This is a genomic window from Stutzerimonas stutzeri (genome assembly GCF_000952685.1).
In the GTDB taxonomy this organism is placed as follows: Bacteria; Pseudomonadota; Gammaproteobacteria; order Pseudomonadales; family Pseudomonadaceae; genus Stutzerimonas; species Stutzerimonas stutzeri_E.
In genome coordinates this window covers 54,947-80,016 of record NZ_JYHV01000034.1, presented here as the reverse complement: position 1 = coordinate 80,016, position 25,070 = coordinate 54,947, and the positions used below count along the sequence as shown (strand labels likewise).

The 25,070-nt window shown below is 58.7% G+C and carries 26 protein-coding genes and 1 other RNA gene; 21 read left to right on the top strand and 6 right to left on the bottom strand.

The window, feature by feature from the left end:
• Positions 1-322: 322 nt before the first annotated feature.
• The 5 genes from pilB (at position 323) to yacG (ending at position 5,427) form a co-directional block, all read left to right on the top strand.
• A complete protein-coding gene (gene pilB, locus UF78_RS17430) occupies positions 323-2,029 on the top strand; it encodes a type IV-A pilus assembly ATPase PilB (protein WP_045163484.1) in 1,707 nt (568 codons plus the stop codon).
• A 2-nt stretch (positions 2,030-2,031) separates the two neighbouring features.
• A complete protein-coding gene (locus tag UF78_RS17425) occupies positions 2,032-3,252 on the top strand; it encodes a type II secretion system F family protein (protein WP_045163483.1) in 1,221 nt (406 codons plus the stop codon).
• A 4-nt stretch (positions 3,253-3,256) separates the two neighbouring features.
• Positions 3,257-4,120, top strand: coding sequence for a prepilin peptidase (locus UF78_RS17420; RefSeq protein WP_423831485.1), 864 nt, complete (start codon positions 3,257-3,259; stop codon positions 4,118-4,120).
• A gap of 504 nt (positions 4,121-4,624) precedes the next feature.
• The gene (coaE, locus tag UF78_RS17415) at positions 4,625-5,233 is read left to right on the top strand and encodes a dephospho-CoA kinase (RefSeq protein ID WP_045163482.1); all 609 of its coding nucleotides are present in this window, start codon (positions 4,625-4,627) and stop codon (positions 5,231-5,233) included.
• Positions 5,230-5,427, top strand: a complete 198-nt coding sequence (gene yacG, locus UF78_RS17410; RefSeq protein ID WP_045163481.1) for a DNA gyrase inhibitor YacG — start codon at positions 5,230-5,232, stop codon at positions 5,425-5,427. The genes coaE and yacG overlap by 4 nt, the downstream gene beginning before the upstream one ends.
• Before the next feature lie 56 nt (positions 5,428-5,483).
• Here the strand turns inward: yacG and UF78_RS17405 are convergent, their stop codons facing one another.
• Together UF78_RS17405 and UF78_RS17400 are read right to left on the bottom strand one after the other, a co-directional pair.
• Entirely contained in the window at positions 5,484-6,176 is a 693-nt protein-coding gene (locus UF78_RS17405) for an energy-coupling factor ABC transporter permease (protein WP_045163480.1), read from the bottom strand.
• A gap of 105 nt (positions 6,177-6,281) precedes the next feature.
• Positions 6,282-7,319 (bottom strand): NADP(H)-dependent aldo-keto reductase, encoded by a 1,038-nt coding sequence (locus tag UF78_RS17400; protein ID WP_045163479.1) that lies wholly within the window; start codon positions 7,317-7,319, stop codon positions 6,282-6,284.
• A 384-nt stretch (positions 7,320-7,703) separates the two neighbouring features.
• On the opposite strand from UF78_RS17400, the gene rplM reads away from it, so the two are divergent.
• The 7 genes from rplM to UF78_RS17365 all read left to right on the top strand — a co-directional run bounded on the left by rplM (position 7,704) and on the right by UF78_RS17365 (position 12,539).
• A complete protein-coding gene (gene rplM, locus UF78_RS17395) occupies positions 7,704-8,132 on the top strand; it encodes a 50S ribosomal protein L13 (protein ID WP_019342644.1) in 429 nt (142 codons plus the stop codon).
• A 14-nt stretch (positions 8,133-8,146) separates the two neighbouring features.
• Positions 8,147-8,539, top strand: a complete 393-nt coding sequence (rpsI, locus tag UF78_RS17390) for a 30S ribosomal protein S9 (protein ID WP_021209313.1) — start codon at positions 8,147-8,149, stop codon at positions 8,537-8,539.
• A gap of 251 nt (positions 8,540-8,790) precedes the next feature.
• Complete coding sequence (gene petA / locus UF78_RS17385) at positions 8,791-9,384, top strand: ubiquinol-cytochrome c reductase iron-sulfur subunit (protein ID WP_045163478.1); 594 nt, start codon at positions 8,791-8,793, stop codon at positions 9,382-9,384.
• A complete protein-coding gene (locus UF78_RS17380) occupies positions 9,384-10,595 on the top strand; it encodes a cytochrome b (protein WP_045163477.1) in 1,212 nt (403 codons plus the stop codon). The genes petA and UF78_RS17380 overlap by 1 nt, the downstream gene beginning before the upstream one ends.
• On the top strand, positions 10,595-11,404 hold the full coding sequence (locus UF78_RS17375; RefSeq protein ID WP_045163476.1) for a cytochrome c1: 810 nt from the start codon (positions 10,595-10,597) through the stop codon (positions 11,402-11,404). Before UF78_RS17380 ends, UF78_RS17375 begins: the two co-directional genes overlap by 1 nt.
• 88 nt (positions 11,405-11,492) lie before the next feature.
• Positions 11,493-12,110 (top strand): glutathione S-transferase N-terminal domain-containing protein, encoded by a 618-nt coding sequence (locus UF78_RS17370; protein ID WP_045163475.1) that lies wholly within the window; start codon positions 11,493-11,495, stop codon positions 12,108-12,110.
• A gap of 12 nt (positions 12,111-12,122) precedes the next feature.
• Positions 12,123-12,539 carry a ClpXP protease specificity-enhancing factor gene (locus tag UF78_RS17365; RefSeq protein WP_045163474.1) on the top strand — a complete coding sequence of 139 codons (417 nt, stop codon included), beginning with the start codon at positions 12,123-12,125 and terminating at the stop codon, positions 12,537-12,539.
• Between the two features lie 73 nt (positions 12,540-12,612).
• On the opposite strand, the gene UF78_RS17360 is transcribed toward UF78_RS17365, so the two are convergent.
• The 4 genes from UF78_RS17360 to UF78_RS17345 all read right to left on the bottom strand — a co-directional run bounded on the left by UF78_RS17360 (position 12,613) and on the right by UF78_RS17345 (position 16,011).
• Positions 12,613-13,191, bottom strand: a complete 579-nt coding sequence (locus UF78_RS17360; protein WP_045163473.1) for a BON domain-containing protein — start codon at positions 13,189-13,191, stop codon at positions 12,613-12,615.
• Positions 13,188-13,781 (bottom strand): phosphoheptose isomerase, encoded by a 594-nt coding sequence (locus UF78_RS17355; protein ID WP_025242888.1) that lies wholly within the window; start codon positions 13,779-13,781, stop codon positions 13,188-13,190. The genes UF78_RS17360 and UF78_RS17355 overlap by 4 nt, the downstream gene beginning before the upstream one ends.
• A 101-nt stretch (positions 13,782-13,882) precedes the next feature.
• On the bottom strand, positions 13,883-14,302 hold the full coding sequence (locus tag UF78_RS17350; protein WP_080890653.1) for a YraN family protein: 420 nt from the start codon (positions 14,300-14,302) through the stop codon (positions 13,883-13,885).
• Positions 14,248-16,011, bottom strand: coding sequence for a penicillin-binding protein activator (locus UF78_RS17345; RefSeq protein ID WP_196298691.1), 1,764 nt, complete (start codon positions 16,009-16,011; stop codon positions 14,248-14,250). The genes UF78_RS17350 and UF78_RS17345 overlap by 55 nt, the downstream gene beginning before the upstream one ends.
• 122 nt (positions 16,012-16,133) lie before the next feature.
• Between UF78_RS17345 and rsmI the strand changes: the two genes are divergently transcribed.
• The 9 genes from rsmI (at position 16,134) to mraY (ending at position 25,070) form a co-directional block, all read left to right on the top strand.
• A complete protein-coding gene (gene rsmI / locus UF78_RS17340; RefSeq protein ID WP_045163471.1) occupies positions 16,134-17,021 on the top strand; it encodes a 16S rRNA (cytidine(1402)-2'-O)-methyltransferase in 888 nt (295 codons plus the stop codon).
• Positions 17,022-17,088: 67 nt separating this feature from the next.
• Positions 17,089-17,447: RNase P RNA component class A (gene rnpB / locus UF78_RS22470), an RNA gene on the top strand.
• A 289-nt stretch (positions 17,448-17,736) separates the two neighbouring features.
• Positions 17,737-18,192 carry a division/cell wall cluster transcriptional repressor MraZ gene (gene mraZ, locus UF78_RS17335; RefSeq protein ID WP_045163470.1) on the top strand — a complete coding sequence of 152 codons (456 nt, stop codon included), beginning with the start codon at positions 17,737-17,739 and terminating at the stop codon, positions 18,190-18,192.
• A complete protein-coding gene (gene rsmH / locus UF78_RS17330) occupies positions 18,189-19,136 on the top strand; it encodes a 16S rRNA (cytosine(1402)-N(4))-methyltransferase RsmH (RefSeq protein WP_045163469.1) in 948 nt (315 codons plus the stop codon). Before mraZ ends, rsmH begins: the two co-directional genes overlap by 4 nt.
• Positions 19,137-19,153: 17 nt before the next feature.
• Entirely contained in the window at positions 19,154-19,423 is a 270-nt protein-coding gene (gene ftsL, locus UF78_RS17325; protein ID WP_275589464.1) for a cell division protein FtsL, read from the top strand.
• Positions 19,420-21,156, top strand: coding sequence for a peptidoglycan D,D-transpeptidase FtsI family protein (locus UF78_RS17320; protein WP_045163467.1), 1,737 nt, complete (start codon positions 19,420-19,422; stop codon positions 21,154-21,156). Before ftsL ends, UF78_RS17320 begins: the two co-directional genes overlap by 4 nt.
• Positions 21,156-22,619, top strand: a complete 1,464-nt coding sequence (locus tag UF78_RS17315) for a UDP-N-acetylmuramoyl-L-alanyl-D-glutamate--2,6-diaminopimelate ligase (RefSeq protein ID WP_045163466.1) — start codon at positions 21,156-21,158, stop codon at positions 22,617-22,619. The genes UF78_RS17320 and UF78_RS17315 overlap by 1 nt, the downstream gene beginning before the upstream one ends.
• On the top strand, positions 22,612-23,988 hold the full coding sequence (locus tag UF78_RS17310) for a UDP-N-acetylmuramoyl-tripeptide--D-alanyl-D-alanine ligase (protein ID WP_045163465.1): 1,377 nt from the start codon (positions 22,612-22,614) through the stop codon (positions 23,986-23,988). Before UF78_RS17315 ends, UF78_RS17310 begins: the two co-directional genes overlap by 8 nt.
• A complete protein-coding gene (gene mraY, locus UF78_RS17305; RefSeq protein WP_045163464.1) occupies positions 23,988-25,070 on the top strand; it encodes a phospho-N-acetylmuramoyl-pentapeptide-transferase in 1,083 nt (360 codons plus the stop codon). Before UF78_RS17310 ends, mraY begins: the two co-directional genes overlap by 1 nt.

Here is a 25,070-nt window from a genome sequence, read left to right as displayed (position 1 = left end):
GCGGAGCCCAGTGGGCGGGCGTTACGCGGAGGAGGGGCTCGCTAAGAGCTGCTATTGGGATGCAGCGGGGAGGCAGCCCACGAGACGATTTTTTTATCTGAAGTGGGATGATCTCTCCCTTCAGCGCGGGGCGCGCCTCCTACAGTAGATGCCGAGTTATACGACTGACTGATGTCAGCTGGTTAACCGCGGGTCGCGTTATTCGTAGAGCCGATGCAGTCACCAAGTGACAATATTTGCCACTTGGTTTTTGGGAGTTTGGCGCGAGGTGGGAAACGCGTTATAAGGGCGCGACATTTCCCCAGCCTTTATAGGCAGTCCAATGAACGAAAACGCTCCCCTCGGTGGCTTGGCTCGCCAGTTGGTACTGGTCGGCCAGCTTGATGAAAAGGTCGCGCTGCAGGCGCAGCAGCAAGCTCAGCGCAACCATGTGCCGCTGGTTTCCTGGCTGGTGCAGAACAAGCTGGTCAAAAGCCGGGCGGTGACGGAAGTTGCAGGTGAGCAGTTCGGGGTGCCTTATTTCGACCTTGGTACGCTGGATAAAGAAACCCAGCCCAAGGATCTGGTCAGCGAGAAGCTGGTCCGCCAGCACCGTGCACTGCCGCTGCAGCGTCGCGGCAATAAGCTGTATGTGGCTATTTCAGATCCGACCAATCATCAAGCTATCAGCGATATCCAGTTCAATACCGGGCTTTCGGTCGAGTCGGTGCTGGTGGAAGACGACAAGCTCGGCGACGCCATTGATAAGTTGTTTGAGTCGGCTAATACCGCTCTGGACGGCATGACCGACTCAGATCTCGATGAGTTGGACGTCGAAATACCAGGCGGAGCCACGGAGAAGGAAGAAGGGGAGCATAACGAAGCCGATGATGCACCGGTGGTTCGCTTCGTCAATAAGATGCTGCTGGATGCGATCAAGCGAGGCTCATCGGATCTGCACTTCGAACCTTATGAAAAGTCCTATCGTGTTCGCTTTCGCACCGATGGTGTCCTGCACGAAGTGGCGAGGCCGCCTGTTCAACTAGTCAGCCGAATTTCTGCGCGCTTGAAGGTCATGGCAGCGCTTGATATCGCTGAGCGGCGCAAGCCGCAGGACGGCCGGATCAAGATGAAGGTCTCCAAAACCAAGTCCATCGATTTTCGCGTTAACAGCTTGCCCACGCTGTGGGGCGAGAAAATCGTGATGCGTATTTTGGATTCCTCCAGCGCGAAGATGGGCATTGATGCCCTAGGCTACGAGGAAGACCAGAAAGAACTCTATCTGACCGCGCTAAAGCAGCCGCAGGGAATGATCCTTGTCACCGGGCCGACCGGCTCAGGCAAGACGGTGTCTCTGTATACCGGTCTGAATATTCTTAATACCGTCGACGTGAATATCTCCACAGCCGAGGATCCGGTGGAGATCAACCTTGAAGGTATCAATCAGGTCAACGTCAACCCGCGTCAGGGAATGGACTTCGCTCAGGCGCTTCGTGCTTTCCTGCGCCAAGATCCGGACATCATCATGGTGGGGGAGATCCGCGATCTCGAGACCGCTGAAATCGCCGTCAAGGCCGCCCAGACGGGGCATATGGTGATGTCCACGCTTCACACCAACAGTGCGGCGGAAACACTTACCCGTCTGCGCAACATGGGCGTGCCAGCGTTCAATATTGCTACCTCCGTCAATCTGATCATCGCCCAGCGGCTCGCTCGTAAGCTTTGCTCTGGCTGTAAAAAAGAAGTCGAGGTGCCGCGTGAGGCGCTTTTGAAGGAAGGAATCCCAGAAGAGAAGATCGGCACATTTCAGCTCTATGGTCCGGTGGGTTGCGACAATTGCAATGGCGGATACAAGGGCCGTGTCGGTATTTATGAAGTGGTTAAAATCACGCCTGCCCTGCAGCGGCTTATCATGGAGGAAGGCAACTCCATCGATATCGCCATTCAGGCGCGCAAAGATGGTTTCAATGATTTGCGCATTTCCGGTCTGGTCAAAGCCATGAATGGCATTACCAGTCTGGAAGAAGTCAACCGCGTGACCAAGGATTAACCATGGCGGAAAAAGCGTTGAAAACCAGTGTGTTCACCTGGGAAGGGACTGACCGCAGGGGCAGCAAGATCAAAGGTGAGCTTTCCGGTCAAAGCCCTGCCCTGATCAAGGCGCAACTCCGCAAGCAGGGCATCAATCCGCTCAAGGTGCGCAAGAAAGCGGTCTCGCTGTTCAGCGCTGGTAAAAAGATCAAACCCATGGACATCGCGCTGTTTACCCGGCAGATGGCGACCATGATGAAGGCGGGTGTGCCGCTGCTTCAGTCTTTCGACATCATTGGTGAGGGCTTTGACAATCCCAATATGCGCAAGTTGGTTGATGAGGTGAAGCAAGAGGTCGCTGCCGGTAACAGCTTTGCCGGTTCGCTGCGCAAGAAGCCGCAATACTTCGATGACCTTTATTGCAACCTGGTGGAGTCCGGTGAGCAGTCCGGTGCGCTAGAAACCCTATTGGATCGTGTGGCGACTTACAAAGAAAAGACAGAACAGCTAAAGGCAAAAATCAAGAAAGCGATGACCTATCCCATAGCGGTCATCGTCGTGGCGATCATCGTATCGGCTATCCTATTGATCAAGGTCGTGCCGCAGTTCGAGAGCGTGTTTGAAGGGTTTGGCGCCGAGTTGCCGGCTTTTACGCAGATGGTGGTTGGGCTTTCCCGATGGTTGCAGGAATGGTGGTACCTTGTATTAATCGGCCTGTTCGCTGCAGCTTTTCTGTTCAAGCACAGCTACAAGCGGTCGGAGAAATTCCGCGACGCGCTCGATCGGGGGCTTCTAAAAACGCCAATCGTTGGCGACATTATGTACAAGGCAGTAGTGGCTCGCTATGCGCGGACGTTGTCGACCACATTCGCAGCAGGAGTCCCATTGGTCGATGCGCTGGATTCAGTTGGTGGGGCTACCGGTAACGTTGTGTTCCGCAATGCCGTAGTTAAGATACGTAACGACGTATCGTCAGGCGTGCAGTTGAATTTCTCAATGAGGACGACCGGGGTTTTCCCATCAATGGCTATCCAGATGACCGCCATTGGTGAGGAGTCGGGGTCGCTGGATGAGATGCTAGACAAGGTCGCTAGCTTCTACGAAGACGAAGTCGACAACATGGTCGACAACCTCACGACCCTAATGGAGCCACTGATCATGGCGGTGCTGGGCGTGCTTGTTGGTGGCCTAATCATTGCAATGTACCTGCCTATATTCCAGCTCGGCAGTGTGGTCGGATAAACTGATGATTTTCGACGTTCTGGCCAGCAACACGCTGGCCTTTGTTTTATGCGCGCTTGTGCTGGGTCTGTTAGTCGGCAGCTTTCTGAATGTGGTGATCCATCGCCTGCCGATCATGATGCAGCGAGATTGGCGCGCTCAGGCTCGAGAGTTTCTTGATTTACCTGCCGAGTCATCCACGACGTTTAATCTGATCCTTCCAAATTCCCATTGCCCCCATTGCGATCACGAGATTCGTCCGTGGGAGAACATCCCGTTGGTGAGTTGGCTGGCGCTGCGCGGCAAATGCTCCTCGTGCAGGGCACCAATCAGTAGACGCTACCCGCTTATCGAACTGCTCTGTGGGCTGTTGTCCGCCTATGTCGCCTGGCACTTCGGTTTTTCCTGGCAGGCTGGTGCGATGTTGCTGTTGACCTGGGGGTTGCTGGCGATGAGCATGATCGACGTCGATCACCAGCTGCTGCCTGATTCCATCGTGCTGCCGCTGCTTTGGATGGGGTTGATCGTCAATCAGTTCGGGCTGTTCGCTACGTTGCCTGACGCGCTTTGGGGGGCGATTGCCGGGTATCTCAGCCTGTGGTCGGTGTACTGGTTGTTCAAGCTGGTGACCGGCAAGGAGGGCATGGGCTACGGGGACTTCAAGTTGCTGGCCATGCTGGGAGCCTGGGGCGGCTGGCAGGTACTGCCGTTGACCATTCTGCTGTCGTCCGTGGTGGGCGCGGTGCTGGGGACCATCATGCTGCGTATGCAGAAGGCCGATATCGGCACGGCGATTCCCTTCGGCCCCTATCTGGCTATTGCCGGCTGGATCGCGTTGCTATGGGGCGACCAGATCACATCGAGCTATCTGCAGTTCGCCAGGCTCTGAGGGCGGATATCCTACAAAACGAAATCAAGTCCCGCGCCCACTGCTTTTCGCGGGGTGCGCCCCCCGCGGCGAAAGCGGGTTTTCTGCCGGTGCGCAGTTCAGAGCTTCGCCCCGGGTCGGGCCTCCCACAAGGACGCAAAAGCTTCACCCCTAGGGTGGGCCTCCCACAGGAAAGACACAAGCTTTGCCCTGGAGTCGCGCAGACCTGCTTTTCGTAGGAGGCGCGCCCCGCGGCGAAAGCGGGTTTTCTGCCGGTGCGCAGCCCAGGGCTTCGTCCTGGGTCGGGCCTCCCACAATAAAGCCAAAGGCTTCGCCCCGAGGGCGGGCCCCCACCAGAAAGCCAAAGAGCTTCGCTCCGGGGCAAGTTCCCCACAAAGCCAGAAGCATCGCCCCGAGGTGGGCCGATGTTGGTCGCTGAATCGGGCATGTGTGGCCCTTGCGCTTGCATCCTCGCTTTTCAGGCGTTACTACTGCGCGTCGTTTTCCGGGTTTGGGCGGTACGTGATGAAGCCTTGGGTGCTTGGTTTAACGGGGGGCATTGGCAGCGGCAAGAGCGCTGTGGTGGACGAGTTCGGCAGGCTCGGCGTGCATTGGGTCGATGCCGATCAGGCTGCGCGCTGGGTCGTTGAGCCCGGCAGACCTGCGCTGAGGGAGATCGCCGGACGTTTTGGCGAGACCGTTCTGGCCGCTGATGGCAGTCTGGACCGGGCAGTGCTGCGTGAGCTGGTGTTCCGCGAGCCGGAACAACGCAAGTGGCTTGAGGCGCTACTGCATCCGCTGATTCGTCAGGAAGTCGCTGAGCATCTCGCGCGGGCCACCTCTCCTTACGCCATCATGGTCTCTCCGCTACTGGTGGAGTCCGGTCAGTATCGCCAGGTCGATCGCGTGCTGCTGGTCGACGTGCCTGAAGCATTGCAGTTGGAGCGTGCTGTCCGGCGTGATCAGTCCAGCGAGGCGCAGATTCGGGCCATTCTCAAGGTCCAAGCCAGTCGCGAAGAGCGCTTGCAGCACGCCGACGATGTGCTGGTCAACGATCGCGATATGGCGTGGTTAAGAAACGAGGTGGAGCGTCTGCATAATTTCTATCTGACGCTACGAGGAGGTCAGGAATGAGTAGTACGGTTGTCGAATGCCCGACTTGTGGCGCGCCGGTTGAGTGGAGCGTGAAAAGCCCGAGTCGGCCGTTCTGTTCGGAGCGCTGCAAATTGATCGATCTCGGCGCCTGGGCTTCGGAAGAGCATGCGATTCCAGGCAATGACCTTGAAGATGATTTGTTTTCCGAGGATAAGCCGCCGCGCCAACACTGAGCGAGGCGCCTGGCAGGGCGGGTTGCCATTTTGGCTGGTTGCAGTATCTGGTCAGCTCAAGCCTGTTTGTTGTTGTCGTCCTTCCAGGGCGCCTGCAAATAGCGGCTGCGATTGAACGTTTCCATCCAATCTGGATAGAACACGACCAGTGCGCTAACGACGGTTCCATTGATGAACGCCTCGGGAAACATCACCAGCCAGATATAGCCTGCGAAGTCGTCCAACCAGGGTGGCATCGGGTAGCGACCGTCAGCCAGCAGAACCCCCAATCCGGCCAGTATGCAGAGAAGCGCCGCGAGGCCGGCTGCAAAGAATCCGGAAAAGAAGATGTAGACGAAGAGGTTGCGCGGCTGAGTGCGTTCGACTGCAATCGCACAGAGCTCTGTCACCGTAACCGGTATCAGCACGAGCAGTACGCCGTTCAGGCCGAGGGCTTCGAGCTGTTGGTGGCCGGTTATGGTCAGGCCAAGCTGGGCGACAAAAGCGGCCAGAATTGCCAGTGGCCAGTCTAGTAGCAGCGTAACGGCTGTCAATCCTATGAAATGGAAGGACAGCCCGGAGTCGAAGTCCCGGCGAACCAGCCAAAGCAGGAAGATCGCCAATATCGCGCCGAACAACAGATGCTGACGACGGCTGTCGCTGAACAGCTCCACCCAGGGTGCCCGCAGGCAGGCCAGGGCCAATCCGGCTCCATAGAGCAACCAGCCTAGCAATAAGCTGGAGGAGGCGAGCAGTTCTGCGGCGATCATCTTCAAGTCTCCTCGCGGCGGGGTTGACTCCGGTGGTCATGGTGGCGCCGCTGCGGGCGCTATTTCGACCTCCGCACTACATGCGACCGGTTGCTCCGGGGTTACTCAAGGGGCGGGGTTGGGTTGCTCGGTGTGAATAGCTTCTATGGCTTCGAGTATCTCGACTGGCAGTCGCAGCTCAATGCTCGCGATGTTGCTATCCAGCTGTTCGAGTGAAGTGGCGCCAATGATATTACTGGTAACGAAGGGCTGCTGGGTCACGTATGCCAAGGCCATCTGGGCCGGATCCAGGTTATGTTGCCGTGCCAGCGCTACATAGCGAGAGCAGGCCGTTTGCGCCTGGGGATTTAGGTAACGTGCAAAGCGGCTGAACAGCGTGATTCGCGCGCCGGCCGGCCGCGCTCCTTGCTCGTATTTGCCACTGAGCATGCCGAAGGCTAGCGGTGAATACGCCAGCAGACCACACTGCTCGCGAATGGCGATTTCGGCCAGGCCGACCTCGAAGGATCGGTTGAGAAGGTTATAAGGATTCTGGATGGAAACGGCGCGCGGCCAGCCTCTGGATTCTGCAAGCTGCAAAAACTTCATGGTGCCCCATGGGGTTTCGTTCGAGAGCCCGATGTGGCGGATTTTTCCAGCCTTTACCTGCTCATCGAGCGCCTCAAGGGTTTCCTCGAACGGCGTAAAATCCTGCTCTTGGTGACGGTAGCCGAGCTGGCCGAAGAAGTTGGTGGTGCGTTCCGGCCAATGCAATTGATATAGGTCGATCCAGTCCGTCTGCAGGCGCTGCAGGCTCGCGTCCAGCGCTGCGACAATATGCTTGCGGTTCATTTTCAACTGGCCGTCACGGATGTGGCTGATACCGTTGCCAGGCCCGGCAATTTTGCTGGCCAGTATCCAGTCCGCACGGTTTCCACGGGCCTTAAAGTAGTTGCCGATGTAGCGCTCTGTAGTGGCGTAGGTCTCCGCGCGCGGTGGCACCGGATACATTTCGGCGGTATCGATGAAGTTGATGCCTGCGGCCTTGGCGCGATCAAGCTGCGCGAACGCCTGATCCTGATTATTTTGCTCGCCCCAGGTCATGCTGCCCAGGCACAGCGAGCTGACTTTCAATTCAGTGCGGCCGAGTTGGCGCCGTTCCATGCAATATCCTTCGTAAGTTGGGGTTGAGGATCGGATTGTGAGACAGGTCGAGAAGTTTCGTTTCGGCCATGCCTAGAGCCGAGCGTGGCGCTTGATTATGCCCTCGCGGCGGTGGAGGCGAAATCCTTGGACGATTCATCGTTCATCGTGCTTGCTATTTCGCTGGTAATCCGGATAATTCCGCAGCCTGTCGCCGGGGATGCCTAGCCCGCTGACGCAAAACCAAGGTAGGGGATGCCTAGCCTACCGAACACTGCCGTAGCGGACGCGCTGACCCGAGCCCCCGATAGCGTCTGTTTCCGGCTGTCCTGGCCTTGCCAGGGCGAGCACCATTCAGTAAGATTCGCCGTCTTATTTTCAGGGCGGCCCCTGAGGCTATAACGAATGAAGACTTTTACTGCTAAACCGGAAACCGTCAAGCGCGACTGGTTCGTCGTCGACGCTGCCGGCCAGACCCTGGGTCGTCTGGCAACCGAAATCGCTAGCCGCCTGCGTGGCAAGCACAAGGCGGAATACACCCCTCACGTCGATACCGGTGATTACATCGTCGTTATCAACGCCGAGCAAGTGCGTGTTACCGGTGCGAAGACCACCGACAAGATGTACTACTCTCACTCCGGTTTCCCGGGTGGCATCAAGTCGATCAACTTCGAGAAGCTGATCGCCAAGGCGCCAGAGCGTGTGATCGAGACCGCGGTCAAGGGCATGCTGCCTAAGAACCCGCTGGGTCGCGACATGTATCGTAAGCTGAAGGTGTACAAGGGTGCCAATCACCCGCATACCGCTCAGCAGCCCCAAGAACTGAAGATTTAACGGAATAGTTCATTATGTCGGCGACTCAAAACTACGGCACCGGCCGTCGCAAGACTGCAACCGCGCGCGTATTCCTGCGCCCGGGTACTGGCAAGATTTCCATCAACAACCGCGAGCTGGATAACTTCTTCGGGCGTGAAACCGCTCGCATGGTGGTTCGTCAGCCTCTGGAACTGACCGAGACTGTCGAGAAGTTCGATATCTATGTCACTGTTCTCGGTGGTGGAGTGAGCGGTCAGGCGGGTGCGATCCGTCACGGTATCACTCGTGCCCTGATGGAATATGACGAGACACTGCGTCCTGCTCTGCGCAAGGCTGGCTTCGTTACTCGCGATGCTCGCGAAGTTGAACGTAAGAAGGTTGGTCTGCGTAAGGCGCGTAAGCGTCCGCAGTACTCGAAGCGCTAATCCCGCTTCACAAAAAAACGCCCAGCTTTATTCGAAGCTGGGCGTTTTTTTATGGGCTGGTTTTTATCCGTGCGACAGCGTGTCGCGTTTAGGAAGCCCCTGTTTTCGGGGCTTAGCGCTGGGGTGTATCCGGTTATTACCTTGTCATGCGAGGGGCTTTTCTTTACCATTTGGCGAATTTTTTCGCGGCTGTTTTACGTAGTAGACGCCTGCTTTCGGTAGGCCATAAGAAACTGATGGGAGACGACTGAATGAGCAATGACGGCGTGAATGCTGGCCGGCGTCGCTTCCTCGTAGCCGCTACTTCGGTAGTAGGAGCTGCAGGAGCGGTGGGTGCCGCGGTCCCGTTCGTGGGATCGTGGTTCCCGAGTGCCAAGGCCAAGGCAGCCGGTGCACCGGTTAAGGTAAATATCAGCAAGATCGAGCCAGGCCAGCAGATGGTTGCCGAGTGGCGTGGTCAGCCGGTGTTCATTGTGCGTCGTACCGAGGAGGCCCTGGCCAATCTGGACAAGCTCACCGATACGGTCGCTGATCCGAAGTCCGAAGCATCCGAGCAGCCGGCGTACGTGGATCCGGTGGTGCGCTCGATCAAGCCGGAGGTGCTAATTCTGGTTGGATTGTGCACGCATCTTGGTTGCTCTCCGTCCTTCCGTCCTGAAGTAGCGGCGCCCGATTTGGGTGCAGATTGGCTTGGGGGCTACTTCTGCCCTTGCCATGGTTCGAAATATGACATGGCTGGCCGCGTCTACAAGGGGCAACCTGCTCCCTTGAACCTGCCGGTTCCCCCTCATTCGTACGAGACCGACTCTTTGGTGGTCATCGGCGTGGATCAGGAGAACGCGTGATGAGCAAGTTCATGGAATGGGTCGATGCGCGCTTCCCCGCGACCAAGATGTGGGAAGACCATCTGAGCAAGTACTACGCACCGAAGAACTTCAACGTTCTGTACTTCTTTGGCTCGCTGGCCTTGTTGGTGCTAGTCAATCAGATCCTTACCGGTATCTGGCTGACAATGAGTTTCGAGCCCTCCGCTGAGGGGGCATTCGCTTCTGTCGAATACATCATGCGGGACGTCGAGTACGGCTGGATAATCCGCTATCTGCACTCCACTGGCGCTTCTGCGTTCTTCGTCGTCGTATATCTGCATATGTTCCGCGGCATTCTGTACGGCTCATATCAGAAACCTCGTGAGCTGGTGTGGATCTTCGGCATGATGATCTATCTGGCGTTGATGGCTGAAGCCTTTATGGGCTACTTGCTGCCATGGGGGCAGATGTCGTACTGGGGCGCTCAGGTGATCATCTCCTTGTTCGGTGCGATACCGGTCATCGGTGGTGACCTAACCCAGTGGATTCGCGGTGATTACCTGATTTCAGGTATCACGTTGAACCGCTTCTTCGCGCTGCACGTCATCGCGCTGCCGATCGTTATTCTCGGTTTGGTCGTTCTGCATATCCTGGCTTTGCACGAAGTGGGTTCGAACAACCCGATGGGTGTCGACATCAAGAAGTCAAAGGACGAGGCTGGCGTACCGCTTGATGGTATCCCCTTCCATCCGTACTACACGGTGAAGGACATCGTGGGTGTAGTGGTGTTCCTCTTCGTCTTCTGCGCCATCGTGTTCTTTTTCCCGGAGATGGGCGGCTATTTCCTTGAGAAGCCGAACTTCGAAGTGGCGAACGCGTTTAAGACTCCTGAGCACATTGCGCCGGTTTGGTACTTCACGCCTTACTACGCAATCCTTCGGGCGGTGCCGGACAAACTACTTGGCGTTATCGCCATGGGTGCTGCAATCGCTGTTCTGTTCGTGCTGCCTTGGTTGGACCGTAGCCCGGTCAAGTCCATGCGCTACAAGGGCTGGATGAGCAAGATCGCGCTAGTGTTGTTCTGTATTTCCTTCGTCATCCTTGGCGTGCTAGGTGTGCTTTCTCCTACGCCTGAGCGCACGTTGGTATCTCGGATCTGTACTGCTATCTACTTCGGTTACTTCATCCTGATGCCGTTCTACACCAAGCTCGAGAAGACCAAAGTAGTTCCGCAAAGGGTGGATGGCTGATGAAAAAGCAATTTGCTGCATTAATTCTTGCGCTGGTGCCAGCGTTCGGGTTCGCCGCTGGTGGTGGCGTACACCTGGATAAGGTCGACATCGACCTGACCGACAAGGTGGCCCTGCAAGATGGCCTGAAAACGTTCGCCAACTATTGCATGGGTTGTCACAGCGCCCAGTACCAGCGTTATGAGCGCGTGGCGACGGACTTGGGTATTCCAGAAGAAGTCATGCTCGATAACATCGTTTTCAGTGATGCCAAGATCGGCGATCACATGAAGATCGGCATGAAGCCGGAAGATGCGAAGACCTGGTTCGGGGCGGCCCCTCCAGATCTGACCCTGGTGGCGCGCGTGCGTGGAAACGACTGGTTGTACACATACCTGCGCAGCTTCTATGAGGATCCTACACGTCCTTATGGAGTGAACAACACCGTGTTCCCTAACGTAGGCATGCCGCATGTGCTGGCGCCGCTGCAGGGCCGTCAAGTGCTGCCGAGCAAGCTGCCGGAAGGTGAGTCGGTAGCATGTAAGCAGGTTCAGGTCGTCGAAGACGGACGCAAGCAATTCGATCCGCTGACCGGGACGCCGATCACGCATGAAGATTGTCATGCGATGACGATAGTGCCAGGCACTGGTGAGCTGACCGAGGCGGAGTACGACGAGAAGATCAAGAACCTGGTGACCTTCCTGGCCTACTCGGCCAATCCGGTCAAGCTGGAAAGCCAGCGCATCGGTACCTATGTGCTGCTGTTCCTGGCGTTCTTCTTCGTATTCGCCTACCTGCTGAAGCGTGAATACTGGAAAGACGTTCACTGATCCCACGCCGTTTTGCGGTACCCTGCGCGCGCCCTTATGGGCGCGTGTTTTTTTCTGCAGCGTCATAATTCCAATGAGGAGGGACCCAATGGCCGCTACCAATCGGTTGGCCTGTTATTCCGATCCCGCCGACCATTATTCGCACCGTGTGCGCTATGTCCTGGCCGAGAAGGGCGTCAGCGTCGAGATAATCGATGTCGACCCGGCGCGTTGTCCGGTCAGATTGACCGAGGTAAATCCCTACGCCAGCGTGCCGACGCTGGTGGATCGTGACCTGGCTCTGTATGAGCCAAGCGTGATCACCGAGTATTTGGAGGAGCGTTATCCGCACCCTCCGTTGCTTCCAGTGTATCCGGTGGCCAGGGCTAATACTCGGCTGCTGGTGCATAGGGTTCAGCGGGACTGGTGTGCGCTGGTTGATCGGATCGCTGATCGACGTACTCCCGATGCGGCGCGGATCCAGGCGCGTAAGGAGTTGCGCGAGAGTCTTACAGGTGTATCGCCTGTCTTCGCCGAAAAGGCGTTCTTCATGAGTGATGAGATCAGTTTGGTAGATTGCTGTCTGTTGCCTATTCTTTGGCGTTTGCCCAAACTCGGAATAGAGCTGCCGCGGCCGGCGAAACCGCTGCTCGATTACATGGAGACCAATTTTGCTCGCGAGGCCTTCCAGGTCAGTCTATCCGCCGTTGAGCGCGGCATGCGCTAAGAGGGGCTGTATATGACTTCAAGCCGTCCTTATCTGGTTCGGGCGCTGTATGAGTGGATCGTCGACAATGACTGCACGCCGCATTTGTTGGTCAATGTCGAGCATCCGGGCGTTAGGGTGCCCGATGGTTTTGCCAGTGATGGTCAGATTGTGCTGAACGTAGCGCCAAGCGCGGTCCGTCATCTGCAGATGGACAACCAATCGATCAGTTTCGAAGGTCGCTTCGGTGGGGTTCCCCACAGCCTGCATGTTCCATCTGCGGCTGTCATGGCGATCTATGCGCGGGAAAACGGGCAGGGAATGGTGTTTGAGATCGAGCCCACTCCGCCTGACGACGGTACGCCCGCTGACGACTCGCCCGCTGCTTCAAGTGAGGCATCGCCGCGTCCTGCTTCGGCAGGACGTCCAAGCCTGAAAGTCGTGAAGTAGCGGCGAGCCTCAATTCAGCCGGCAGGCGGTTCGTTGGTTCCGCTCTGGCTGGATTGAGGCCTTGAGGCGCCTCTTAATCGATGTATTCAAACAGCTTAACAATGCGTTGCACGCCGGAAACGCCTTGCACCACGCTCGTGGCACGATTGCCTTCCTGGCGGGTGACGAGACCCAGCAGATAGACGATACCGTTCTCGGTAATGACTTTGATGCGTGAGCCGGGGACGCTTGCGTCGGCGAGCATCTGCGTTTTGATTTTGGTGGTCAGCCAAGAATCATTGCTGCGAGCCAGGGCAGATGAGGGCTTGAGCACCTGAAGCTCGTTGTGTACACGTTTAACGCGCTGCACTGAGCTGGCGGCCTGTTCGGCCAGTTGCTTCAGCTCTTGACGCGGCGTCTGACCGGCCAACAGCACGACCCCGTTATAGCTGGCGACTATGATATGCGACGCCTGGCCCAGATCCGGATGGGCCTTGGCGATATTAACGGATGCTTTCGTTTCGATGAGGGAATCATCGATGGTGCTGCCTATGGTGCGGGTTCCCCGGTTGTCGTTGATGGGGTCATCGCGGGTGGCCGTGAGTACCGAGCTGCAGCCAGTGGCGGCCAGGCATAGTGCAAGCGTGAGCGCGTGCAGGTGAACCGGAATCATTCTTCGCTCCCGAACAGTTGATTGTCTATCAGATCGCATAGGCAATGGATGGTCAGTAGGTGGACTTCCTGTATGCGTGCGGTCACTTTCGCCGGCACGCGTATCTCGACGTCTTCAGGCAGTAGCAGTGAGGCCATGCCGCCGCCGTCACGGCCGGTGAGTGCGACCACAACCATCTCACGGTCATGAGCGGCCTGTATGGCTTGGATCACGTTGGCGGAGTTGCCACTGGTGGAGATCGCCAGCAGCACATCGCCAGGCTGACCCAGCGCCCGGATCTGCTTGGAAAAGACTTCGTTGTAGCTATAGTCATTGGCGATTGAGGTCAGCGTTGAGCTGTCTGTCGTCAGCGCGATCGCGGGTAGGCTTGGGCGCTCCCGCTCGAAACGGTTGAGCAACTCCGAAGAAAAATGCTGAGCGTCGCCGGCCGACCCGCCGTTGCCGCAGGTTAGGATCTTGCCTTCGCTGAGCAGCGTATTGACCATGACTTGTCCGGCCTGCTCGATGCTGGGCGCCAGCACCTCCATGGCGTTCTGCTTGGTCTCGATGCTGGCCTGGAAAAGCTGACGTATACGGGATTGCATATCCATCGGTGTTTAACCTTCAGGTAACGGGCTGGGCTGCTGGGCCGCGCCGTAGAAAATCTTGAGGACAGAGGAGGGTCGCCGAGCGCTGCGAAAGTGATCCTGGTCTAGCTATCGAACGCATTTCGGATCCAGTTGGGCTGTTCTGCGGTGCCGGTGGTCGCCTCTATGGCGACTACGTCAAAACGACAGGGGTGTCTCGCCCAGTGGCTCTCCTTTAGCAGGAATAGCTGAGCTGCCTTGATCAGCTTCTGCTGTTTGCGCAGGTCAACGCTTTGCAGCGCACCGCCCCATGCGGCATGGCGTCGGTAGCGAACCTCGACGAATACTACTGTATCGCCATCGAGCATGACCAGATCAAGCTCGCCGCTACGGCATGTCCAGTTTCTATGCAGCAGGCGCAGTCCATGAGTTTGTAGATGACGCTGCGCGAGATCCTCGGCGAGCTGTCCGCTGATCTGTTTGCTGGTCCTCAATCGGGCGTGTCCGCTAGCCGTTGGACCTGGCCGTCGTGGAATTCGGCCCATGGAAGGCGTCGCTCGATTCGCTGCTCGGGAGTGATGCTGAGCGTGCCGGACAGTCCGTCGAGTTGCGTCTCAGGCAATACCAGGAGCTGGTTCAGGCTCGGCGCCAGCAGATAGGCGTCGGCTCCCATGGCGTACAGCCTGCCTAGGCTGCTGCGGGCTTGCGGCCATTTGCGCTCGATTTCCTGGCGAAGAGGAAGTTGAGGGTTGAGCAGCCAGGGCGTTTCGGTGAATCGAATGCCTTCGAGATCGAGATATTGGGTGCGGTTGTCGGTGGCCGCGTGCAGGTGCGAAGTCGCATAGACGGGTAGGTCGCCAGCGTATTGGAATATTAACGTGGGCCTGACCTGCTGTGCTTGCTGCGGCGTTGCAGCGAGGAACAGGAAGTCAATGTCCTGACTACGTGATGGCTGCGACTCGTTGCCCTCTCTGCTGCGAACTTGCAGTAGGTCGGCTATCTGATTAGCCAATTCGATCGGCTCAGCGAGAGACTCTGCGGCGACGACTGTTCCACCCAGGTCCTGCCATTCTTGGCGAAAGGCTTGGAGCACTCTATTGCCCCAATCGCCGCGAGGCGTCAGGGCTACCGCGCGACGGTGCCCATCGGCCCAGGCTCGACGTGCCACTTCGCGCGCTTCGTCTTCCGCAGCCAGGCCGAACTGGAACAGCTGAGGTGGGGTCTTTTGGTCTGCATCGCTGTAGTTGAGGGCGAGGGTGGTTATCGGTAGCTGTTCGCGGTTGGCCAACTGACGGACCATATCCTTTTCCAGTGGGCCGATGACCAGCTCGACGCCAGAGGCCGCCGCCTGTTGGTAGAAATCATCCAGTGAGGAAAGGCGGGTGCTGTCGAACAGCTCGATTTTCAGGTCGTGCCGTGCCGCGAGGTGAGCGGCAAGAAATCCGTCACGTAACGCGCGCGCTACGCTGGCCAGAGGACCGTCCATGGGCAGTAGCAGTGCCACGTGCGAAAGGGGTTTGTCTGCCAGTTCTCGAAGCTTTACCAATGATTCCGGCAAGCGTCGCGCGGCTGGGTGGTTGGGGTTTTGCTGTATCCAGGCGTCGATCGCGCGTTGTTGCTGGCCAAGGGTACCGGCCTGCTTCACCGTTGCTGCCAACGATAACCAGCCGGAAAGATCAGTGTCCGCGGTTGGCTGTAATTCATCGTCTGGCAGGCTCGATACGAGCGACCAGATCGCTTCATGATTCCGCTCGGCTGCTTCGCCGCTCAGTAGTGGTGCGATGAAGGTGCGCTCGCGTGCTGCATCGAGGGGCTGGTCATTGGCTTCGAGTGCTTGCGCGCGCGCCAGCTGGGTGCGCAATTGCTGTTCCACAGGCAGTTCTGCGAGGCGCTCGAAGGCTGGGTGTTGCAAGGCTTGGAGGGCGCGCTGTGGTTCGTTGCCGGCCAGTGCCAGTTCTGCTTCCAGGGTTTTGGCGAACATCTGCTGGGCCGGCTTCAATTGCTCGATAGCGACCTGCTCGAGTATCTGCCGAGCCTGTGCCTGGTTGCCCTGTTGCATGCTCTGGTCGGCAGCTGACAATCGCAATAAGGCGGCCTTGGCTGGGTCGCTGGCATCGGCCTCTTCCAGCATTTGTTGCGTTGATGCCTGCGGGGTCCGAGGCAGCTCGCCCAGCGTCGAAGACGGTGAGCTGGCACAGGCTGAGAGTAAGGCGGCAATGCATAAGAACAGAAGCGGGCGAAAGCGAGCCATCATGTAATTGATCCTAGAGGCGCTGGGCGAGTGTTCGTGGATTGTACCCAAGCACCGTCGGGGCTGCGATGTCATGGCGGCTAAACGGGCTACAATGCGCGTTTTCATAAATTGAGGTATGCCCTGTGACTGCGCCAGGTGATGTGAATTCCGCTGCAGGCACGCTCTATGTCGTCGCCACGCCAATCGGCAATCTTGAGGATGTCAGTGCACGGGCGCTGCGCGTGCTCGGCGAGGTGGGGCTGATCGCAGCAGAAGACACCCGTCACTCGGCCCGGCTACTGCAGCACTTCGGTATCACTACCCCGCTGGCAGCATGTCATGAGCACAATGAGCGGGACGAAGGCGGCCGCTTCATCAGGCGGCTTCTGGCAGGGGAGGACGTGGCGCTTATTTCCGATGCTGGCACGCCGTTGATATCCGATCCGGGCTACCACCTGGTCAGGCAGGCGCGCTCGGCGGGTATAAGAGTCGTTCCGCTACCTGGGGCCTGTGCGCTCATTACAGCGCTCTGCGCTGCAGGTCTGCCTTCCGATCGCTTCATCTTCGAGGGGTTTCTGCCTGCCAAGCAGGCCGCGCGTCAGGCGCGCCTGGAGCATTTGCGGGAGGAGTCGCGCACGTTGATCTTCTACGAAGCGCCGCATCGTATCCTTGACACGCTGGGCGACTTGGCGACGGTATTCGGGCCGGACCGTCCCGCTGTGTTGGGGCGGGAGTTGACCAAGACATTCGAGACCTTGAAGGGGCTGCCGCTGGGTGAGTTGCGTAATTGGGTGGAGTCCGACAGTAATCAGCAGCGCGGTGAATGCGTACTCGTGGTTGGAGGGTGGCAGGCGCCACAGGGCGACGATGCTATCGACGCAAACGCGCGCAGAGTGTTGCATTTGTTGTTGGCAGAGCTGCCCGTCAAGCGAGCGGCGGCTGTTGCTGCGGAGATAACGGGAGTCAGAAAGAACCTGCTGTACCAGCTTGCATTGCAAGACAAGAGCGCGAATGAAACGAAGTTGCCGTGACGGCAAGCAGGCCTTGGGTAGCTATCAGCTTGCAGGCGTGGGCGCGGCAAAGTACCCTGGCGGTCGGAGAGTCGATCGGACAGTCGCTGTCTCTTTTTGTTCAACGAAAAGGGAGGGAGGAAAGTCCGGGCTCCATAGGGCGAAGTGCCAGGTAACGCCTGGGAGGCGTGAGCCTACGGAAAGTGCCACAGAAAATAACCGCCTAAGCGCTTCGGCGCCGGTAAGGGTGAAAAGGTGCGGTAAGAGCGCACCGCACGGCTGGCAACAGTCCGTGGCTAGGTAAACCCCACTTGGAGCAAGACCAAATAGGGATCCATTGGCGTGGCCCGCGCTGGATCCGGGTAGGTTGCTAGAGGCAGTCAGTGATGGCTGTCGTAGAGGAATGACTGTCCTCGACAGAACCCGGCTTACAGATCGACTCTCCGACCCTTCCGCAATGCCCCCGTCTTTTTAGTCCAAAATATTCTTGCTCTTAACAAAGTACTTTAACTTTGTGATGCAGCCTTTTGGCTCGCTTGAATATGTCTTCTCTGTCTGCGCTCCGCGTTGCCGTTTATCTCCTATTTGCTCGCTAAATTACCGTCCCATAAGGGTTTTTCCCGTCAGGCTCACCTTGACGGTGGGGCTGCTGCGTTTCTATAGTGCGCAGAAGTGGCGGAAAGTGGAATGAAGTGGGTAATTATGGATATGAATAGCTAGTCAAGGGGAGCGAGCCGTGTTTCGCGGAGCAAACGCCATCAGTCTCGATACCAAAGGGCGGCTAGCTATGCCCAGCCGGTATCGTGACGAGCTCGTTTCGCGCTGCGAAGGCCAGCTGATCATCACCATCGACGCCGTTGATCGCTGCCTCTGTATATATCCACTTCCAGAATGGGAGCAGATCGAAGCCAAACTCCGCGAACTTCCTTCGCTGCGAGAGGAAAGTCGGCGGTTGCAGCGTTTGCTGATCGGTAACGCGGTGGATCTGGAAATGGATGGCAGCGGCCGGGTGTTGGTGCCGCCGCGTTTGCGGGAATACGCGGGCTTGGACAAACGGGCCATGTTGGTTGGTCAGCTGAACAAGTTCAGCCTGTGGAACGAGGACGACTGGAACGCGCAAGCAGATGCGGACCTGGCGGCCATTAAACAACCCGGCGGCTTGCCGGAAGAATTGCGCGACTTAATCCTGTGAACCAGACCAGCAGCTATAACCATGTGACCGTGTTGCTCGACGAGGCCGTTGCGGCGCTCGCTGTGCGCGCGAATGGCCGCTATCTGGACGGTACCTTCGGGCGTGGAGGGCATAGCCGCCTGTTATTGCGGCAGCTTGGGCCTGATGGTTGTTTGCTGGGCTTTGACAAGGACCCGCTAGCAATCGCTACGGGGCAAGCACTGGCGGCCGAGGATGGCCGCTTTGTCGTTGTGCAAAGAAGTTTCGCCGAGCTCGGCGCCGAGGTTGCACAGCGTGGCTGGACCGGCACCATCAGCGGTGTACTGCTGGATCTCGGTGTGTCTTCACCGCAACTAGATGATCCCGAGCGCGGCTTCAGTTTTCTCAATGATGGTCCTTTGGACATGCGCATGGATCCCAGTCGCGGGATTAGCGCCGCCGAGTGGATCGCCACGGCCAGCGAGGACGATATCGCCCGGGTACTCAAGGAGTACGGCGAGGAGCGTTTCGCCAAGCGCATGGCGCGTGCTGTGGTACAGCGTCGTGTCGAACGGCCCTTCGAGCGCACGGCCGATCTCGCTCAGGTGCTCACCGTCGCCAATCCTGCCTGGGAAAAAGGCAAGAACCCGGCGACTCGTGCATTCCAGGGTCTGCGCATTTTCATCAACAACGAGCTGGGCGATCTGGAGGCGGGGCTTGAGGCTGCGCTCGAGGCACTCGAAGTTGGCGGTCGGCTGGTCGTGATCAGCTTTCATTCGCTCGAAGACCGCATCGTTAAGCAATTCATGCGTCGTCATGCCAAGGGTGAGGCCGATAGTCTGCCGCGTGATTTGCCGATCATTCCCGAGAAATTCGTGCCACGCCTGAAGTTGCTGGGCAAGCCGCAATATGCGTCACCCGAAGAGGTCAAGGCCAATCCACGCTCACGCAGTGCCGTGATGCGCGTCGCGGAGAAGTTGCGGTGAACCAGCTCCGGCGCGCCATGCCCAACGGCAGCCTGCTGATGCTGGTGCTGTTTATTGCCGTTCTGCTGTCGGCGATAGCTGTCTCCTATAGTGCGCACTGGAATCGCCAGCTGCTCAATGAGTTGTATGGCGAACTCAGCGTGCGCGACAAGGCGCAGGCTGAATGGGGCCGTCTGATTCTGGAGCAGAGCACTTGGACGGCTCACAGCCGCATCGAGACATTGGCCGCCGATCAGTTGAAGATGCAAATCCCGGCAGCGGCTGAAGTCAGGTTGGTGGCGCCATGATGAGGCTTGAAGGGGCGCTCTATCCTTGGCGTTTTCGTATCGTTCTCGCCTTGTTGACGCTGATGGTTGGTGTCATCGCGTGGCGAATCGTCGATCTGCAGGTAGTCGACCATGGTTTCTTGAAAACCCAAGGCGACGCCCGCAGTGTGCGGCATATTCCCATTCCAGCGCATCGCGGGCTGATTACCGATCGTCATGGTGAGCCCCTGGCTGTGAGTACGCCGGTAACCACGCTCTGGGCTAATCCGCGCGAGCTCCAGGCCGCTCAAGGGCGCTGGGCAGAGCTGGCTGAGGCCCTTGGGCAGGAGCCGGCATCTCTTCAGCAGCGTCTCAAGGACCAAGCCGAGCGCGAGTTCATCTATCTGGTGCGTGGGTTGACGCCAGAGCAGGGCCAGCGTGTGTTGGATCTGAAAATACCTGGTGTCTATTCACAAGAAGAGTTTCGCCGTTTCTACCCGGCTGGAGAGGTTGCGGCTCAGGTGGTTGGATTCACTGACATTGATGACCGTGGTCGTGAAGGGCTGGAACTGGCGTATGACGAGTGGCTGGCGGGTGTCCCTGGTAAGCGCCAAGTCCTCAAGGACCGCCGTGGGCGGCTGATCAAGGACGTACAGGTAGTCAAAAACGCCAAGGCCGGCAAGGCTCTGGCGCTGTCCATCGACCTGCGTCTGCAGTACCTGGCGCACCGAGAGCTACGCAATGCGTTGCTGGAGTTCGGCGCCAAGGCGGGCAGCTTGGTCATGCTCGACGTAAAGACGGGGGAAGTGCTGGCCATGGTCAACCAGCCGACCTACAACCCGAACAATCGCCGCAACCTTCAGCCGGACGCCATGCGTAATCGGGCAATGACTGACTTGTTCGAGCCGGGTTCGACCATGAAACCTATTTCCATGAGCGCGGCCCTCGAAACGGGCCGTTGGAAGCCCAGCGATGTCGTCGAGGTCTGGCCAGGATCGTTGCGCATCGGGCGCTATACCATTCGCGACGTCTCCAGAACCGAAGGTCGTGAGCTGAGCCTGACCGGCATCCTGATCAATTCTTCCAACGTCGGCATGAGCAAAGTTGCCTTCGATATTGGCGGTACGGCGATTCATGAAGTCATGCGCAAGGTCGGCTTTGGCCAGGACACTGGCCTGGGTTTTCCCGGTGAACGAGTCGGCAACCTACCCAGCTACCGGGAATGGCGACAGGCGGAGACCGCCACGCTTTCCTATGGTTATGGCCTCTCGGTAACTGCCGTGCAGCTGGCGCACGCTTACAGCACGCTGGCCAACGATGGCCGCCTGGTGCCAATGTCGCTCACGCGCGTGGATCGGCAGCCCGAAGGCGCCGAAGTGATCTCGCCTGAGGTGGCCGAAACCATCCAAGGCATGCTTCAGGAAGTCATCGAGGCTCCGCGTGGCGTCTTTCGCGCCCAAGTGCCGGGTTATCACGTGGCCGGCAAGAGCGGCACCGCGCGTAAGGCCTCTGCCAGCAGTCGGGGCTATCAGGAAAATGCCTATCGTTCGATGTTCGCCGGTTTCGGGCCTATGAAAGATCCACGCATTGCTGTTGCGGTGGTCATCGATGAGCCAAGCAAGAGCGGTTATTACGGCGGTCTGGTATCTGCTCCGGTGTTCAGCCGTGTGATGTCCGGCGCGCTGCGTTTGATGAACATCGCGCCTGACAACCTGCCTCCTCCGGAAGAAATCCAGACGGCCGAGACGGCCAAGACGAAGGGAGGGCGGATCTGATGCCTATGCCCCTGAATCAGCTACTCCCCCAGGCTGCGAGCGGTACTCTCATTCGCGAGTTGACCTTGGACAGTCGCAAGGTGCGCCCCGGCGATCTTTTTCTGGCTGTGCCCGGTCACCAGCAAGACGGCCGCGTGCACATTGCTGATGCGATTTCCCGTGGCGCGGCGGCGATCGCCTACGAAGCCGAAGGCGCTACTGAAATGAGCGCGGCGAGTGCCGTGCTGGTGCCGGTCCGTCACTTGGCGGAGCAGCTCTCCGCCATTGCTGGACGATTCTATGGAGAGCCAAGCCGCAGCCTGCATCTGGTGGGTGTCACCGGCACCAACGGCAAGACCAGTGTGACCTACCTGATAGCCCAGGCCCTGGATCGTCTGGGCGAGCGTTGCGGCATCATTGGCACCCTTGGCACTGGCTTCTATGGCGAGCTGGTGCTTGGCCAGCACACCACTCCCGACGCCATCGGCGTACAGGCGAACCTGGCCAACCTGCGCAAGCAGGGCGCGCGAGCCGTAGCGATGGAGGTCTCGTCCCATGGCTTGGCGCAGGGGCGGGTTGCCGCCTTGGCGTTCGATGTGGCTGTCTTCACCAATCTGTCTCGCGACCACCTGGATTATCACGGCTCCATGGAAGCCTACGCGGCGGTCAAGGCTCAGTTGTTCAAGATGCCTGGGCTCAGCTGCCGAGTGGTCAACCTGGATGATTCCGTCGGGCGTGCTCTTGCGGCAGAGCGTTCGGAGTCGCGGCTCATCACCTACAGCCTGGACGACGCCTCCGCCTACCTTTATTGCCCGGAAGCGCAGCTGGACGATAACGGCATTCGTGCCCGTCTGGTTACCCCTCAAGGTGAACGCTCTCTGCGTAGCCCGTTGCTGGGTCGCTTCAACGTGAGCAACCTGCTCGCAGCGGTGGGCGCTCTGCTGGGAATGAACTACCCGCTGGATGAGATTCTCGCCGTGCTGCCGGAAATTCACGGGCCCGTCGGTCGTATGCAATGTCTTGGTGGCGGCGACCGCCCCTTGGTGGTGGTTGATTACGCCCATACGCCCGATGCTTTGGAAAAAGTACTCGATGCCCTGCGTCCGCATGCCCGGGGCAAATTGCTATGCCTGTTTGGCTGTGGCGGCGATCGTGACCGCGGCAAGCGAGCACTGATGGCCGATGTGGCCGAACGGTTGGCTGATCGCATCGTGGTGACCGATGACAATCCGCGCAACGAAGATCCATTGCAGATCCTCGACGAGATTCGTGCCGGCTTCAGCGATCCCGAACGCGCCACCTTTATTCCCGGTCGCGCCGAAGCGATTGCCAAGTGCATTGCTCACAGTGCAATGGACGACGTCGTGCTGCTGGCCGGCAAGGGGCATGAGGATTATCAGGAGATCAAGGGTGAGCGCCTGCCGTTCTCCGATCTCGACCAGGCCTCGATTGCCTTGGCTGCCTGGAGGGGGTCCGATGCTTGAAGCCATGCGCCTGAGTGACCTGATCGAGCCGCTATCGGCCAAATTGATCGATGCCAATGTGGCGTTCAGTTCGGTTAGCACCGACAGCCGCGCCATTGAGCCGGGACAGTTGTTCGTGGCCTTGACCGGTCCTCGTTTCGACGGTCATGCCTACCTGGCCGAAGTCGCGGCCAAAGGGGCCGTTGCCGCCTTGGTCGAGCGGCATGTGGAGAGTGTTGCATTGCCCCAGTTGGTCGTCGCGGATAGCCGCATAGCGTTGGGCCAATTAGGCGCACTGAACCGTGCCGGGTTTGCTGGCCCGGTCGCCGCGATCACCGGTTCCAGTGGCAAGACCAGCGTCAAGGAGCTGCTCGCCAGCATTCTGCGCGCGGCCTTTGGTGCCGATGCGGTATTGGCCACCCGCGGCAATCTCAACAACGATCTTGGCGCTCCGCTGACGCTGCTGGAACTGGCTCCCCAGCACAAGGCTGCGGTTATCGAACTGGGTGCGTCGCGTGTTGGAGAGATCGCCTATACCGTCAGCCTGACGCAGCCGGATGTCAGCTTGATTACCAATGCCGGCACTGCGCATGTGGGCGAGTTCGGCGGGCCTGAGAAAATCATCGAGGCCAAGGGCGAGATACTCGACGGGCTCGACGTCAATGGCGTCGCGGTGCTCAATCGCGACGATCGCGCCTATCCGACCTGGGAGCGGAGGGCGGCGGGCAAGCGTGTGGTGAGTTTCGCGATACAGAGTCCGCTGGCTGATTTCCATCCCGCTTCGATTGCCTATGATCAGCGTGGTTGCCCGAACTTCGTCCTGGCCGGCCCATCCGGGTCCGTGCGTATCCAGCTCAACTTGCTCGGCCGCCACAGTGTGGCCAATGCGCTTGCCGCTGCAGCCGCGGCGCATGCGCTGGGGGTCACGTGCGAGCACATCGTTGAAGGACTCGAAAATCTGCAGCCAGTCAAAGGCCGAGGCGTCGCGCAGATGCTCGGCAATGGCGTACGCCTCATCGATGACACCTATAACGCCAATCCGGCCTCCATTTGCGCGGCCATCGACGTGCTGGCCGGCTTTGCCGGACGCACCGTGCTGGCGCTGGGCGACATGGGCGAGCTGGGTGATTGGGCTGAACAGGGGCATCGCGAGGTGGGCAGTTACGCCGTCGGCAAGGTCAGCGCCTTGTTTGCGGTTGGGCCGTTGATGACGCACGCCGTCACTGCCTTTGGAGCCGGAGGCCGTCACTTCGCCGATCAGCAAAGCCTGATCGAAGCGCTGCGGCTGGAGCAGGGCAACGCCACCACCATTTTGATCAAGGGATCACGGAGCGCCGCGATGGACAAGGTCGTCGCAGCGCTTTCCGCGTCCGGCATGGAGAAACACTGATGCTGCTGCTACTCGCCGAGTATCTGCAACGATTCCACACGGGCTTCGCGGTCTTCCAGTACCTGTCGCTGCGTGGAATTCTCGGCGTACTGACGGCGCTGGTCCTCTCGCTGTGGATGGGACCGTGGCTGATCCGCACGCTGCAGCTGCGCCAGATCGGCCAGGCCGTACGGACTGACGGTCCGCAAACGCACCTGTCCAAATCCGGAACGCCAACCATGGGCGGTGCTCTGATCCTCAGCGCCATTGCCATCAGCACTTTGCTCTGGGCCGATCTGGCTAACCGCTATGTATGGGTGGTACTTGCCGTCACGCTGCTGTTCGGCGCGATCGGTTGGGTTGATGACTACCGCAAGGTGATCGAGAAGAACTCGCGTGGTCTGCCGAGCCGCTGGAAGTATTTCTGGCAATCGGTATTCGGTCTCGGCGCCGCAATCTTCCTTTATCTGACAGCGCAGACGCCGGTCGAGACCACTTTGATCCTGCCGCTGCTGAAAAACATTGAGATTCCGTTGGGAATCGGCTTCGTGGTGCTGACCTACTTCGTCATAGTCGGCTCCAGCAACGCGGTCAATCTCACCGATGGGCTCGACGGCCTGGCGATCATGCCTACGGTGATGGTCGGAGGCGCGCTCGGCATCTTCTGCTATCTGTCCGGCAACGTGAACTTCGCCGACTATCTGCTGATTCCCTACATCCCCGGCGCGGGTGAGCTGATCGTGTTCTGTGGGGCGCTGATCGGTGCCGGACTCGGCTTTCTCTGGTTCAACACCTACCCGGCGCAAGTATTCATGGGCGATGTCGGCGCTTTGGCGCTCGGTGCCGCGCTGGGAACCATTGCGGTGGTCGTTCGACAGGAAGTCGTGCTGTTCATCATGGGTGGCGTATTCGTGATGGAAACCCTGTCAGTGATCATCCAGGTGGCCTCTTTCAAGCTGACCGGTAAGCGGGTCTTCCGCATGGCGCCGATCCATCACCATTTCGAACTCAAAGGCTGGCCCGAACCTCGGGTAATCGTGCGCTTCTGGATCATTACGGTGATCTTGGTGCTGGTCGGTCTCGCTACGCTGAAATTGAGGTAA